General features: G+C 65.5%; 10 protein-coding genes. 8 read left to right on the top strand and 2 right to left on the bottom strand.

What is annotated here, in order from left to right:
• Positions 1–5 precede the first annotated feature (5 nt).
• From NTH_RS05570 to NTH_RS05550, 5 genes are all read left to right on the top strand, one after another.
• Positions 6–875, top strand: coding sequence for an amidohydrolase family protein (locus NTH_RS05570; protein WP_338529092.1), 870 nt, complete (start codon positions 6–8; stop codon positions 873–875).
• Between the two features lie 238 nt (positions 876–1,113).
• On the top strand, positions 1,114–2,232 hold the full coding sequence (locus tag NTH_RS05565) for a C4-dicarboxylate TRAP transporter substrate-binding protein (protein WP_338529091.1): 1,119 nt from the start codon (positions 1,114–1,116) through the stop codon (positions 2,230–2,232).
• A gap of 57 nt (positions 2,233–2,289) precedes the next feature.
• Positions 2,290–2,835, top strand: a complete 546-nt coding sequence (locus tag NTH_RS05560) for a TRAP transporter small permease (protein ID WP_338529090.1) — start codon at positions 2,290–2,292, stop codon at positions 2,833–2,835.
• The gene (locus NTH_RS05555) at positions 2,832–4,136 is read left to right on the top strand and encodes a TRAP transporter large permease (protein ID WP_338529089.1); all 1,305 of its coding nucleotides are present in this window, start codon (positions 2,832–2,834) and stop codon (positions 4,134–4,136) included. Before NTH_RS05560 ends, NTH_RS05555 begins: the two co-directional genes overlap by 4 nt.
• Before the next feature lie 124 nt (positions 4,137–4,260).
• A complete protein-coding gene (locus tag NTH_RS05550; protein WP_338529088.1) occupies positions 4,261–5,280 on the top strand; it encodes a YihY/virulence factor BrkB family protein in 1,020 nt (339 codons plus the stop codon).
• Between the two features lie 51 nt (positions 5,281–5,331).
• Here NTH_RS05550 and NTH_RS05545 read toward each other — a convergent pair whose 3' ends face one another.
• On the bottom strand, positions 5,332–6,240 hold the full coding sequence (locus tag NTH_RS05545; RefSeq protein WP_338529087.1) for a response regulator: 909 nt from the start codon (positions 6,238–6,240) through the stop codon (positions 5,332–5,334).
• Positions 6,233–9,613, bottom strand: a complete 3,381-nt coding sequence (locus NTH_RS05540) for a hybrid sensor histidine kinase/response regulator (protein ID WP_338529086.1) — start codon at positions 9,611–9,613, stop codon at positions 6,233–6,235. The genes NTH_RS05545 and NTH_RS05540 overlap by 8 nt, the downstream gene beginning before the upstream one ends.
• A gap of 268 nt (positions 9,614–9,881) precedes the next feature.
• Between NTH_RS05540 and urtA the strand changes: the two genes are divergently transcribed.
• The 3 genes from urtA to urtC all read left to right on the top strand — a co-directional run bounded on the left by urtA (position 9,882) and on the right by urtC (position 14,210).
• Positions 9,882–11,177 (top strand): urea ABC transporter substrate-binding protein, encoded by a 1,296-nt coding sequence (gene urtA, locus NTH_RS05535; protein ID WP_422392352.1) that lies wholly within the window; start codon positions 9,882–9,884, stop codon positions 11,175–11,177.
• A 247-nt stretch (positions 11,178–11,424) separates the two neighbouring features.
• Positions 11,425–13,038, top strand: coding sequence for an urea ABC transporter permease subunit UrtB (gene urtB, locus NTH_RS05530; protein ID WP_338529085.1), 1,614 nt, complete (start codon positions 11,425–11,427; stop codon positions 13,036–13,038).
• Positions 13,035–14,210 carry an urea ABC transporter permease subunit UrtC gene (gene urtC, locus NTH_RS05525; protein WP_338529084.1) on the top strand — a complete coding sequence of 392 codons (1,176 nt, stop codon included), beginning with the start codon at positions 13,035–13,037 and terminating at the stop codon, positions 14,208–14,210. The genes urtB and urtC overlap by 4 nt, the downstream gene beginning before the upstream one ends.
• Position 14,211 lies beyond the last annotated feature (1 nt).

Here is a 14,211-nt window from a genome sequence, read left to right as displayed (position 1 = left end):
TCTTCATGATGAATGTCGACGAACTGGTCGCGATCGATATCCACACCCATGCGGAAGAGCCCTGCGGCACCCATGCCGATGACGGCTACGACGACTTTCAGGCGGGAATGAGCGCCTATTTCCGCTCGCCCTTCCAACATCCGCCGACCGTGCCCGAGACCGCCGCCTATTTCCGCGAGCGCAAGATCGCCGCCGTGATCTTTCCGGTCGACAGCGAGCGGGAGACGGGCTTCCGCCGCTACGACAATTTCGAAGTGGCCGACCTTGCGGCCAAGCATTCCGACATCCTCATCCCCTTCGCCTCGATCGACCCGGCCAAGGGCAAGGCGGGCGCACGCGAGGCGCGCCGGCTGATCGAAGACCACGGCATCAAAGGCTTCAAGTTCCATCCTACCTTCCAGGGCTTCTACCCCAATGACCGCAGCGCCTATGTGCTCTACGAGGCGATCGCCGAGGCGGGGCTGCCGGCACTTTTCCACACGGGTCAAACCGGCGTCGGCGCCGGCATGCATGGCGGGATGGGCATGAAGCTCAAATATTCCAACCCGCTCTATCTCGACGATGTGGCGGTGGATTTTCCGGACATGCAGATCATCCTCGCTCACCCGAGCTTTCCCTGGCAGGAGGAGGCGCTGGCGGTGGCGACCCACAAGCCCAACATCTGGATCGACCTTTCGGGCTGGTCGCCGAAATATTTCCCGCCGATCCTCGTGCGATACGCCAACACGCTTCTCAAGGACCGCGTCCTGTTCGGCTCGGACTGGCCGGCGATCATGCCCGACCGCTGGCTGTCCGACTTCGAGAAACTGCCGATCAAGGACGAGGTGCGGCCGAAGATCCTGAAGGAGAATGCCAGGAGGCTGCTGAACATCTGATCAACCACAAGAACCCGGCAAACGGGCAAGACGCCTACGCAGTTATACCAAGGGAGGTGACCATCGACGGATCCGATTGCCCGAGGCGAACCGCTGCCCGGGCGCGTGACGGCATCATTGCGCCAGGCTCGTGACACCCGGCACCACGGGCGACGAGCCTGGCCGCGATGGGCAACATCGAAGGTCGGATCGGTGGGTGGTCATCTTCCCTCGTGTCAATCTCAAGGGAGGAACCGTCATGAGAATCACTGCCTTTGCTTTAAGTTTCGGCCTTGCCGCGGCCTTTGCCGGCGCGGCCGATGCGCGGGACCTGCGTGTCTCGCCGGGCGCGCCCCCGGCGCATCCGGCAGCCGATCCGCTCTACTCCACCTTCGTCGAGCGGCTGCCCGAGGAGACGGGCGGAGCGCTAACCGGCACCGTCATCGGCACGGAGGTGGTCAATATCGGCAACATGAAGGCCTCGCTCCAGTCGCAGGTCACGGAGGTGGGCAACATCCTGCCGCTTTACTATCCGGCCGACCTGCCCAATTCGGCGCTGATGGGCGACCTAGCGTTTCTCGGCCGCAACCCGCATGTGATGGGCGCGGCGATGACGGAATATGTGGTGACCTGCGAGGATTGCCAGGCGGAGTTCAAGAAGGCAGGCTTCGTCTATGGCGGCTCCGGATCGTCGGATGTCTACGTGGTCATGACGACCCAGCCGGTGCGGACCAAGGCGGACCTGCAGGGGCTGCGCCTGCGCTCCGGCGGCTCGCCCTTCTCCCGCTGGGCCGAGGCCATGGGCGCCTCGCCGGCCAGCGTGCCGGTGAGCGACCAGTTCGAGCAGCTGTCGCAAGGCGTCATCGACGGCACGATGGCCTCGATCAACGACCTGATCTCCTACCGCATGATCGACCTCGTTAAATATGTCACCGAGATCCAGCTCGGCACCTATCACTGCACGTCCAACTTCACGGTCTCCGCAAAGGCCTGGGCGGAGATGACGCCGGACGAGCGGGCCGGCCTCATGCGCGCGGCCAATGTGGCATCCGCCCGCTTCACCCAGGACTGGGGCTACGACCGCCCCGGCAAGGCGCGCGAGGCGGCGCGCGAGGCCGGCATCGAGTTCATCGAGCCGGCACAGGATCTGGTGGAGGCGACCGAGGCCTTCTCGGCCGGCGATCCGGATACCGCCGTGGAGGTCGCCGGCGCCACCTACGGCATCGAGGGGGCGGCCGAGAAGATCGTCCGCTTTCGGGAACTGGTCGACAAGTGGTCGGCCATCGTGGAGCAGACTGGCGACGATCCCGAGGCGATCGCCGCCAGAGTTCAGGAAGAAGTGTGGGACAAGGTCGACTACGAGACCTATGGCCTTTGACGGGCATCGCCGGCGCCGGAGCGGATCCGGCGCCGGCCTCTGCTTCGGAGGAACCTGATGCCGGCTTTCGTCCTGCGCCTGACGCGCCGTCTCACCGATGCGCTGGCCGTTGTCGGCGCGCTCGGCGTGGTGGCGATGCTGGTCCACATCAATGTCGACGTGGTGCTGCGCCAGCTCTTTCACTGGCCTGTTCCGGCCACCAACGAGATCGTCTCGCGCTACTACATGGTGATGGTGGCCTTCCTGAGCCTTGCCTGGGCCGACCGGCGCGGCGAGATGATACGGGTGGAGGTCCTTTCGGGCCTGCTGTCGGAGCGCTTGCGGCGCCTGATCCAGGTCTTCGTGTATCTGGCCTGCGCCGCCGCCTTCGCGGTGCTCACCTGGACCACCTGGTCGGAGGCCATGGCCAATCTGCGCAGCGGCACCTTCGTCATGTCGCTCAACGTGGCCGTTCTGGTGTGGCCGAGCTATTTCGTGCTTCCCGTCGCCTTCGCGCTCGCCCTCCTCGTCAGCCTCGTAAAGCTGGCAGTGACGCTGTCGGGCGGCGATCCGGATGCGCTGTCGGACGGGCATGAGCGGGCGGCCGGGGACGTGCAGGCATGAACGTCGCGGTGGGGCTGATCGGGCTGGCGGTCCTGCTGCTGCTCCTGGCGCTGCAGGTGCCGATCGCCGTGGCGCTGATCCTCGTCTCCTTCTGCGGCATCTGGTACATGCTGGGGCTGGCGCCCGCGATCGGCATCCTCAGCGCCACGCCGTACGAATTCGTCGCGAGCTGGACCCTTTCGGCGATTCCGATGTTCCTGCTGATGGGCTTCGTGACCTATCATGCGGGCCTGACCACGGGGCTGTTCGACGCGGCCAAGGTGGTGGTGCGCCGCGTGCCCGGCGGGCTCGGGCTGGCGGCGATCTTCGCCTGCACGGGTTTTGCCGCGGTGTCGGGCTCAAGCCTCGCCTGCGCGGCCACGATGGGACGGATCGCCATTCCGGAGATGGTGCGCGCCGGCTACAAGCCCAGCTTTTCGGCGGGCATCCTGGCCGCCGGCGGCACGGTGGGCGCCTTGATCCCCCCTTCGATCCTGATGATCGTCTACGGCGTCTTCGCCGAGACCTCCGTCACCAAGGTGTTCCTCGGCGGCATCTCCGTCGGCATCCTCACGGCGGCGTCGTACTGCCTGGTGATCATCCTCGTGGCGCTGCTGCGCAAGGACATCATACCCGCCCGGGCCGGTGAAGACGGACAACTGGACGCCCGCGGCGTCCTTCGCGACATCGTGCCGCTCATCGTGCTCATCCTGCTCGTCTTCGGGGGCATGTTCGGCGGAATTTTCACCGCCACCGAGGCCGGCGCCATCGGCGCCGCCGGAGCGATCGTCATCGCCGTCATCCTGCGCCGCCTGAGCTGGCCGGCCTTCCGCCGGGCGCTGTTCGAGACGCTGGGCACCTGTGCCGCGCTCTTCATCGTCGGCGCCGGCGCGGTCATGCTCACGCGCTTCCTCGGGCTGAGCGGCGTTGCCGGCTTCATCAATGAATTCTTCAGCGGGCTCGACATCGGCTATTTCGGCCTGATGGCGGTGATCGTGCTGCTTTATCTCGTCATCGGCATGTTCCTGGAACCTTTCGGCGCCATGCTCATCACCCTGCCGATCCTGATGCCGCTGCTGGCCACGCAGGGGATCGACCGCGTCTGGTTCGGGGTGCTGCTGGTGAAGCTGCTCGAGGTGGGCATGATCACGCCGCCGCTCGGCATGAACGTCTTCGTCATACGATCGGTGGCGGCCGAGCATGTCAGCCTTGCCGGCATCTTCCGGGGCGCGTTGCTGTTCATACTCGCCGATATCGTGGTCATCGCCGCAATGATCCTGTGGCCGGACCTCGTCATGTTCCTGCCGGATATCCTGGGCTGACCCGCCGCCTCGCCCGGCTGGCGGCCGGTGATGGCAAGCCGGCCAATGGCCGGATCATTGTCGAAAGTCCGCATCTTTTTGCTGCCCCGCGCGTTCGGTGGACAGGAAAGGCGGAGGCGCGGACATGGGAAACAGCAAGACAAGGAACGACCAAGCAGAGCGTGCCAAGTTCGAGCGCCGGCGAGAGGAGGAAGGCCGCGGGCGCGAGGCCAAGCGACCGGCTGCGATACCCGCAAGGGGCTGGAAGGACATCCTCCTGCGGGTCTGGACCCAGATGCTCGAAGACCGCGTCACGCTGACCGCGGCGGGAGTAACGTTCTACATTCTGCTGGCGATATTCCCGGCGCTGGCGGCCTTCGTCTCGATCTACGGCTTCGTGGCCGACCCGCGGACGCTTGCCGACCACATCGCCCTTCTGGAAAACGTGCTGCCTTCTGGCGGACTGGAGTTGATCAGGTCGCAACTGGAGCGCCTGGCCGGCCAGGATACGGACGCTCTGAGCTTCGGCTTCATCTTCGGGCTTGCCGTTGCCCTGTGGAGCGCCAACAAGGGCATCAAGGCATTGTTCGAGGCGATGAACATCGCCTATGGCGAGACCGAGAAGCGCGGATTCGTCTGGCTGAACGTGCTGACGCTGGCGTTCACCCTGGGCGCTATCGTGATCGGAACCGCTTTCCTGGTCTCGCTGGGCGTAATCCCGGCGGTGCTGGCATTTCTCGACGTCGGCGGCTGGGTGGAGACGCTGGTCAGGATCGCGCGATGGCCGGTGATGCTGGTCATCATAGCGGTCGGGATCACGCTGATCTACCGCTACGGGCCAAGCCGCGAGACGGCACAATTGCCCTGGCTGACCTGGGGCGCGGCGCTCGCCACCATCGTCTGGCTCGCAGCCTCGATGGCCTTTTCCTACTATCTGGAGAACTTCGCCAACTACAACGCGACCTACGGCACGCTGGGCGCGGCGATCGGCTTCCTGATGTGGATCTGGCTTTCGGTGGTCATCCTGCTCGTGGGAGCGGAGCTGAATTCCGAGATGGAGCATCAGACGGCCACCGACACCACAATCGGCGAGCCGCAGCCGGCCGGCGAACGCGGGGCCGTGATGGCGGACACGCTCGGCCGGTCGGCGGATGAGGAAAGCTGACATCGCCGATGCGGGAAACAGGGATGGAGGATTCTCGAGCCGATCCCGGAATCAAGTCAACACGAGCATTGCCTTGACGGCGGCCGAGGCGCGGTTTTCGACGCCCAGCTTCACATAGATCTGTTCCAGATGCTTGTTGACCGTGCGGGGGCTCAAGCCAAGCACGTCGCCGATGTCCCGGTTGGACTTGCCGCGAGAGATCCACAACAGGACCTCGCTTTCCCGCAATGTCAGGCCGAAATGCTGCCGCAGCGTCGCCTGCAGATCGGCACCGGTTTCGGAGACCAGCCTGAAGAGGTGCTCGTCAGGTCCGATCGGGCCCAGATAGGAGAGTTGCAGGTTGCGCAAGTCGGGAAGCTTCACCGTGAAGCTCTCCCCAGCAGACGTCCGGTCGTGGCGCCCGAGCCATTCCGCAACGCGCGCTCTGACAGGGTGGGGATCGCCGCTGGCCACGGGAGCGCCCAAAAGCTTTGTCACCTGAGGCGTGGTCCAGTGCACTTCTCCCTCGGCGGAAAAGGCCATCAGGTGCCGGCCCGCCGCATCCAGCGCCACGCGCGCATTGTGCGCGCTGCGGGCATTCGACAGATGCACGCGCATGCGGGCGCGCAGTTCCTCCAGGTTGATCGGCTTCGTGAGGTAGTCGACGCCGCCCGATTCCAGCGCGTGCACGACATGCTCGGTCTCGGTCAGCGCCGTCATGAAGATGACCGGCACATGGGCCACGCCCGGCAGCGTCTTCAGCCGACGGCAGGTCTCGAAGCCGTCGAGACCGGGCATCACCGCATCCATCAGGACGATATCCGGCGTGACCTTTGCAGCGACGCCGAGGCCCGCTTCGCCGCTGGTGGCGACGAGCACGGTCACGCCCGCCTCTTCGAGGGCGCGGGTGAGAAAGCCCAGCGCCTCGGGCGAATCGTCGACGACGAGAACGATGTCCCCCTCGGGTGTCATGTCACTCATTTCCGCTCACGCTCTGCAAAAGCTCCGTATAGCCGGCGAAATCATAGGCTTCCATGCGTGCCCGCAAGAGATCGACCAATGGCGCGTTTTCCGGCCTCAGCGCAAGCTCGCTGAGCTTGACGTCGATGCCGCGCACATGGCCGATCTGGCCGAGGCCGATGAGCTCGCGCACATGCTCCGCGCCGGGCGACCTGAGCGCCTGTCCATTGCCGCCGGGAGCCGGCGCCGGCTTATCCGTGCCTTCATCGATCCATTCGAGGCGAAGATGGGTGGCGATCTTCTCCAGGAGCTGACGCAGGCTGAAGGGTTTCGCCATCGCGTCATTGTGGCCCGCATCGCGATTCGTCTTCGCGGTACCGTCGCCGATGTTGGCCGACAGCATGATGATGGGCGCGGCGATGCCCTTGCCGCGCAGACGTTCGACCAGGTCCCAGCCGCTCAGGCCGGGCATGAGGATGTCGATGAAGAACAGGTCCGGCCGCACGCCTTCGATCAGCGTCAGGCAGTCGGGGCCGTCGACGGCGGTGAGCACCGTGAAATCGAGCGGCTGCAGCATCTGACGCATCATCTCGCGGTGCTCGGCATTGTCGTCCACCACCATGATGGTGCGGCGGGGGCCGCTGTAGCCCTTGACGGGGCGATCCCGCGCGGCGCGCACGGCCGGCCGGTCGACCTTGGCGAGCATCAGCCGCACCTGGAAGGTGGAGCCGGTGCCGGGCACGCTGTCCACGGTGATCTCGCCGCCCAGCGTTTCCGACAGGAGCTTGGTGATGGTGAGCCCGAGGCCGAGGCCGGGCGAAAGCCGGTTGCGCTCTGCCTGGCCGCGCATGAAGGGCTCGAAGATATGCTCCAGGTCGTCGTCCAGAATGCCGGGGCCGCTGTCGCTGACGCGGAAGGTGGCGACCTGCGAGCGATAGCTGACGGTGAAATCCACATGGCCGCCGTCGGTGAACTTGATCGCGTTGGAGAGCAGGTTGACGAGGATCTGCCTCAGCCGCTTGTCGTCGGTGCGCACATATTGCGGCAGGTCGGGGTCGCGCCGGTGCCGGAAGGCGAGGCCCTTGGCCTCCGCCTGCAGGCGGAACATGCCGACGATCTGATCGAGGAAATCGGAAAGGTTGATCTCGTTGGAATAGACCTGGAGCCGCCCGGCCTCGATCTTGGAGATGTCGAGCAAGCCGTCGATCAGGCCCGACAGATGCTCGGCGCTGCGGCGGATGACCTTGATCGAGGAATGCCACGGCGGGGGAGCGTTCTCCTCACGCTCAAGAATTTGGGCGTAGCCTAGCACCGCGTTGAGCGGCGTGCGCAACTCGTGCGAGAGGCCGACGACATAGCGGCTCTTGGCCTGGTTGGCGGCTTCCGCCTTTTCCTTGGCCTTTTGCAGCGCCGCGTCGGTTCTCCGGTGCGCGGAGATTTCCTTGAGGAGCAGCGTGTTCTGCCGCGCGCTCTCCTCCTCGGCTATCCTGCGGCTGTCATGGGCGAGCACCAGGTACCAGGTGACGATGCCGGCCACCACGCAGAAGACGAAGAAGACCACGGCGATGGTGCCGCCCACCACATCCGCCGTGTCCGGCGCGACCTCGGTGGCGAAGGAATAGACGAGGGCGAGGATGGCGCCGATGAGGGCGACGGCGAAGGCCATGGCCATGGCGAAGCGGCCAAGCCGCGTCTGGAGCTTGTCCACGGCCCAGGCGGGCAGGAGGGCTTGGGCCATGGTCATGGCCTGCGCGCGGGCGCTGGCCCTGGGCTTGCAGAGGTCGTGGCAGCGGGCGTCGAGCGAACAGCACAGCGAGCAGATGGGCGCGGCATAGGCCGGGCACCAGGCCATGTCCTCCGGCTCGAACGGGTGCTCGCAGATGGAGCAGGTGATGGTGCCCTGGCCGGCCCAGGCCTTGCGCGGCTTGCGCGCCAGGTAATATCTGCCGCCGGTGGCATGGGCGATGGCCGGGGCTGCGATGAAGGCGGTGACGAGCGCGATATAGGGCGCGAGCGCGGCCGCCATTTCGCCAAAGGCGCCGAAGTGGGCGGTGAGCGCGATGCCCGCCGACAGCGCCATGGAGCCAAGGCCGACAGGGTTGATGTCGTAGAGATGCGCGCGCTTGAACTCGATGCCGGGCGGGGCAAGGCCAAGTGGCTTGTTGACGAAGAGGTCGGCCGAGACGGTGCACAGCCACGCCATGGCGACGATGGAGAAGATGGCGAGCGTGGCTTCCAAGAGGCGGTAGATGCCGAGCTCCATCAGGAGGAGCGCGATGGCGACGTTGAAGAGAAGCCAGACGACGCGGCCGGGGTGGCTGTGGGTGAGGCGCGAGAAGAAGTTGGACCAGGCGAGCGACCCGGCATAGGCGTTCATGACGTTGATCTTGAGCTGGCTGACGACGACGAAGATGGCCATCAGCACCAGCGCCAGGGTTTCGTTGGGGATCATGTAGCCGAAGGCGACGGCGTACATCTGCGCGGGCTCGGAGGCATGCTCGGGCGGCACGCCGGCCGAAAGCACCAGGACGGCAAGGAACGAGCCCGCCAGGAGCTTCGGCGCACCCACGACCACCCAGCCGGGGCCGGCGAGGAAGACGCCGAGGCGGTGGCGCTTCTGCGCGGTGCCCTCCGGCGGCAGGAAGCGCAGGAAGTCGACCTGCTCGCCGATCTGCGTCATCAAGGCGAGAATGACGGCGGAGGCGGCGCCGAACTTCGCCACTTCCAGGACGGAAATGCTGCCCGCCGGCTCGTGGATGCCGGGAAAGGCGCGCCACAGGTCGAATTTTTCCCAGTCCATGAAGGCGATGAAGATGAAGGGCAGGATGTTGAGCACGATCCAGATGGGCTGGGTCAAGAGCTGGAAGCGGCTGATAAGCTTGACGCCGTGGGTGACCAGCGGGATCACCACCACGGCGCTGACGATGTAGCCGATCCACAGCGGAAGACCGAAGGCGAGCGCCAGCGCGCTCGACATGATCGAGGCCTCAATGGCGAAGAGGATGAAGGTGAAGCTCGCATAGACGAGCGAGGTGATGGTGGAGCCGATATAGCCGAAGCCCGCCCCGCGCGTCAGAAGGTCTATGTCGAGGCCGTGGCGGGTGGCGTAGCGCGAGATGGGGATGCCGACGGCGAGGATGGCGATCGAGGCGACGAGGATGGCGGCGATGGCGTTGGCCGTGCCGTAGGAAAGCGTGATCGCCCCGCCGATCGCCTCCAGCGCCAGGAAGGAGATGGCGCCGATGGCGGTCTGGGAGATGCGCTGGCTGGAGAACCGCCGCGCGCTCTTGGCGGTGAAGCGAAGGGCGTAGTCCTCCAGCGTCTGGTTGGCCACCCAGCGATTATACTCGCGCCTGATGGGAAGAATCCGCTGCCGCGCCATTGGTCCGTTCATGTCCCCCGCTGGCTGTCCCCTGAGCCACAGCCATAGATGACTACTTTTTTGGCAATTTCGCAAGATGATTAAAAAGTGTGCGGCGATGTTTTCCGACGTGTCCTGAGGCGCTTCGTCCCAGGATGGCGGTTCAGGCATGGAAACGGCATTGCAGATGTAACGCCCGGCCACCTACGTCGTTCAACGTATAGGTGCTTTCCCTGCAGGGCTGCAAAGTTCCCTCCGGCCCTCACTCGGCCCAATCGATCTTTCGCAGGGGAACAGACAGATGAGCATGACATTCACCCGCCGCGCGGTCCTAGCCACGGCGCTCGCCGGCTCCGCATGGCTTTCGGCAGGCATAAGCTACGCGCAGGAGGAGACCATCAAGGTCGGCGTCCTCCATTCGCTCTCGGGCACGATGGCGATTTCCGAGACGACGCTGAAGGACACGATGCTCTTCCTTATCGACGAGCAGAACAGGAAGGGCGGGCTTCTGGGAAAGAAGCTGGAGGCCGTGGTGGTGGACCCCGCTTCCGACTGGCCGCTGTTCGCCGAGAAGGCGCGCGAGCTGATCTCGGTCAACGACGTGGCCGCGGTGTTCGGCTGCTGGACGTCGGTCTCCCGCAAGTCCGTTCTGCCGGTGTTCGAGGAGTTGAACTCGATCCTCTTCTATCCGGTGCAGTATGAGGGCGAGGAGAGCCAGCGCAACGTGTTCTATACGGGTGCGGCGCCCAACCAGCAGGCCATTCCCGCCGTCGACTACCTGATGAACGAGGAAGGCGTGGAGCGCTGGGTGCTGGCCGGCACCGACTATGTCTATCCGCGCACGACCAACAAGATCCTCGAGCAATATCTGATGGACAAGGGCGTGGCCGCCGAGGACATCATGATCAACTACACGCCGTTCAGCCATTCCGACTGGCAGACGATCGTCTCCGACATCAAGGCGTTCGGCTCGGCGGGCAAGAAGACGGCCGTCGTCTCCACCATCAATGGCGATGCCAACGTGCCGTTCTACAAGGAGCTTGCCAATCAGGGCATCGCGGCGGAAGACATTCCGGTCGTGGCCTTCTCCGTCGGCGAGGAAGAGCTTGCGGGCATCGACACCGAACCGCTGGTGGGGCATCTGGCCGCCTGGAACTACTTCCAGTCCGTCGACACGCCGGAGAACGAGGAATTCATCGCCAAGTGGCGCGAATTCATCGGCGACGAGGATCGCGTGACCAACGACCCGATGGAAGCCCATGTGGTCGGCTTCAACCTGTGGGTCCAGGCGGTCGAGAAGGCCGGCACGACCGACACCGATGCCGTGCTCGACGCCATCATCGGGCTGGAGACGCCGAACCTGACCGGCGGCATCGCCAAGATGCTCCCCAACCATCACATCACCAAGCCCGTGCTGATCGGCGAGATCCAGGACGACGGCCAGTTCGAGGTGGTGTGGGAGACGGAAGAGGTGGTGCCGGGCGACGCCTGGTCGGACTTCCTGCCGGAATCGAAGATGATCGAGGCGGATTGGACGGCGCCGGTCAACTGCGGAAACTACAACACCGAGACGAAGAGCTGCGGCGGCGCGAGCTGAGGTGAAGGGGCGCGGTGAAGGCTGCGTCCCGCCACCCCCCCCTCTGCCCTGCCGGGTCTCTCCCCCTCAAGGGGGGAGCTTGGCTGGCAAAGCCGTCTTCACAATCGCCAGCGCTGCAGAATGCCGCTGCAGTATGCACGGAACGTGGCGGACGGCTGATCTCCCCCCTTGAGGGGGGAGATGTCCGGCAGGACAGAGGGGGGTGCGCAAGAGCAAATGCGTCTCCGCAGTAGCAGATAGCAAGACCATGCACCCAACCTGCCTCATTATGAAGCTCCTTCTCGCGCTTGCGCTGTTGTTCACGGCCTCCGGCGCCTTCGCGCAGGACGTCGAGGCGCTCGTGCGGTCTCTCCCCGAGGGCAGCTATTCCGACCGCGAGAAGGTGATCTTCGAGCTTGCCGCTACCGGTGACGACCGCGTGGCGAACCTCCTGAAGGTGCTGGGCGAAGGCGATCTGTATGTGCGGGAAGAGGACGGCCGCCTGGTTGGGGGCAAGCGCGCCGGGCGCGATTATGCGCTGAGCGATCCGCTGACGGGCGAGGAATTGGGCACCGCCGCTTCTTCCGATCTCGACAAGATCCGCGTCAACAACCGCCTGCGCCGCGCCATCCGCAGCGCCATCGGCCAGCTTACCCTGATGAGCCCCAGCCCCTCGGTCCGCCTGACGGCGGCGCAGACCCTGCTCGGCAACGCCGACCCGGACGCGCTGGAACTGCTCGACGAGGCCCTTGCCGCCGAGACGGATGCCGGCGTGAAGACGGTGATGGAGCTGGCGCGGGCCACCACGATATTGAAGACCGATGCGGGGCTGGAGGAGAAGGCGGCGGCAGTAGACACTTTGGCCGCCCGGGGCAATCGCGAGGCGCTGGCGGTGCTGACCGGTTCGCTCGCCGACGCCCCGCCTGAGCTGAAGCCGGCCATCGAGCGCGGCATCGACCATATCGAGGGCAGGCTTGCCATGTGGGACGCGGCCCAGAACGTCTGGTACGGGCTGTCGCTGGGCTCGGTGCTCCTGCTCGCGGCCATCGGGCTGGCCATCACCTTCGGCGTCATGGGCGTCATCAACATGGCCCATGGCGAGATCGTCATGCTCGGCGCCTACACCACCTTCGCCGTGCAGCAGGTGATCCGCACCTCCTTTCCTGATCTCTTCGACTACTCCCTGGCGATCGCGCTCCCGCTCGCCTTCCTCGTGACGGCGCTGGTCGGCATCGCCATCGAGCGCGGCATCATCCGCTGGCTCTACGGGCGCCCGCTGGAGACGCTGCTGGCCACCTGGGGCCTGAGCCTCATCCTGCAGCAGACGGTGCGCACCATCTTCGGCCCCAACAACCGCGAGGTGGGCAATCCAAGCTGGATGTCCGGCGCCTTCGAACTGGGCGGGCTGTCGATCACCTGGAACCGCATGTGGATCGTCGTCTTCGCGCTGGTCGTCTTTGCCGTGCTGCTGGCCGTGCTGAACCGCACGCCGCTGGGGCTGCAGATGCGCGCGGTGACGCAGAACCGACGCATGGCGTCGGCCATGGGCATCCGCACGCCGTGGGTGGACGCCATGACGTTCGGGCTCGGCTCCGGCATTGCCGGCATCGCGGGCGTGGCGCTCAGCCAGATCGACAACGTCTCACCCAATCTCGGCCAGAGCTACATCATCGACAGCTTCATGGTCGTGGTGTTCGGCGGCGTCGGCAATCTGTGGGGCACGCTGGTGGGCGCGCTGACGCTGGGCGTGGTGAACAAGTTCCTCGAGCCCTACGCCGGCGCGGTGCTGGCGAAGATCTTCATCCTCGTCTTCATCATCCTCTTCATCCAGCGGCGCCCGCGCGGGCTTTTCGCGCTCAAGGGCCGGGCGGTGGACGCATGATCACGAAAACATTCCTGCGCGCCTTGGACGGCAAGGCTCTATGGGTGGTGGCGATCCTGGTTTTCCTCGCCATCGCCGTGCCCGCCTCGAACCTTTGCCTGCCGGCAGGCCATCCGCTGCGCGTGCCCAATCACTTTGTGCCGCTGTTCGGCAAGTATCTCACCTACGCCATGCTGGCGCTGGCGCTTGATCTCGTGTGGGGTTATTGCGGCATTCTCTCGCTCGGCCACGGCGCCTTCTTCGCGCTGGGCGGCTACGCAATGGGCATGTATCTCATGCGCCAGATCGGCGAGCGCGGGGTCTATGCGAATCCGGTCCTGCCGGACTTCATGGTGTTCCTGAACTACCAGGAACTGCCCTGGTTCTGGCACGGCTTCGACATGTTCTGGTTCGCCGCCCTCATGGTGGTGCTGGTGCCGGGGCTGCTCGCCTTCGTCTTCGGCTGGTTTGCCTTCCGCTCAAGGGTCACCGGCGTCTACCTTTCCATCATCACCCAGGCCATGACCTACGCCCTGCTGCTCGCCTTCTTCCGCAACGACATGGGCTTCGGCGGCAACAACGGGCTGACCGACTTCAAGGACATTCTCGGCGCGCCGATCCAGGCGGGCTCGACGCGGGCGGCTCTCTTCGCGGCCTCGGCCGTTGCGCTGGCGGTTTCCTTCCTCGTCTGCTCGGCCATCGTGAATTCCAAGCTCGGCAAGGTGCTGGTCGCCGTGCGGGACGCGGAAAGCCGCACGCGCTTCCTCGGCTACCGGGTGGACCGCTACAAGCTCTTCGCCTTCACCGCCTCGGCCGTCATCGCGGGCATCGCCGGAGCGCTTTACGTGCCGCAGGTGGGCATCATCAATCCGGGCGAGTTCGCGCCGGCCAATTCCATCGAGGTCGTGATCTGGGCCGCCGTCGGCGGGCGCGGGACGCTTGTCGGGCCGATCATCGGTGCGGTGCTGGTGAATGCCGGGAAATCCTGGTTCACGGGGGTTCTCCCCGAGTTCTGGCTGTTCGCGCTGGGCGGGCTGTTCGTGGCCGTGACGCTGTTCCTGCCCAAGGGCATCGTCGGCACGACCGCGCAGGGCTGGACGGCGCTGAAGGCGCGGCGGGCTTCGGCGCGGACGGAAGACGGGACGGCGGGCGCGCCGGCCTCGGCCAGCCTCGAACCTTCCCCGGCGGAGTAAG

This window comes from Nitratireductor thuwali, from assembly GCF_036621415.1.
Taxonomy (GTDB): domain Bacteria; phylum Pseudomonadota; class Alphaproteobacteria; order Rhizobiales; family Rhizobiaceae; genus Chelativorans; species Chelativorans thuwali.
The sequence above is the reverse complement of the archived record's forward strand: the minus strand, read 5'-3'. Positions and strand labels throughout refer to the sequence as shown.

Excerpts from the sequence above, each read along its gene's own strand:
- NTH_RS05570 (WP_338529092.1), top strand. The coding sequence starts at position 6 with ATGATGAATGTCGACGAACTGGTCGCGATCGATATCCACACCCATGCG.
- NTH_RS05565 (WP_338529091.1), top strand. The coding sequence starts at position 1,114 with ATGAGAATCACTGCCTTTGCTTTAAGTTTCGGCCTTGCCGCGGCCTTT.
- NTH_RS05560 (WP_338529090.1), top strand. The coding sequence starts at position 2,290 with ATGCCGGCTTTCGTCCTGCGCCTGACGCGCCGTCTCACCGATGCGCTG.
- NTH_RS05555 (WP_338529089.1), top strand. The coding sequence starts at position 2,832 with ATGAACGTCGCGGTGGGGCTGATCGGGCTGGCGGTCCTGCTGCTGCTC.
- NTH_RS05550 (WP_338529088.1), top strand. The coding sequence starts at position 4,261 with ATGGGAAACAGCAAGACAAGGAACGACCAAGCAGAGCGTGCCAAGTTC.
- NTH_RS05545 (WP_338529087.1), bottom strand. The coding sequence starts at position 6,240 with ATGAGTGACATGACACCCGAGGGGGACATCGTTCTCGTCGTCGACGAT.
- NTH_RS05540 (WP_338529086.1), bottom strand. The coding sequence starts at position 9,613 with ATGAACGGACCAATGGCGCGGCAGCGGATTCTTCCCATCAGGCGCGAG.
- urtA (WP_422392352.1), top strand. The coding sequence starts at position 9,882 with ATGAGCATGACATTCACCCGCCGCGCGGTCCTAGCCACGGCGCTCGCC.
- urtB (WP_338529085.1), top strand. The coding sequence starts at position 11,425 with ATGCACCCAACCTGCCTCATTATGAAGCTCCTTCTCGCGCTTGCGCTG.
- urtC (WP_338529084.1), top strand. The coding sequence starts at position 13,035 with ATGATCACGAAAACATTCCTGCGCGCCTTGGACGGCAAGGCTCTATGG.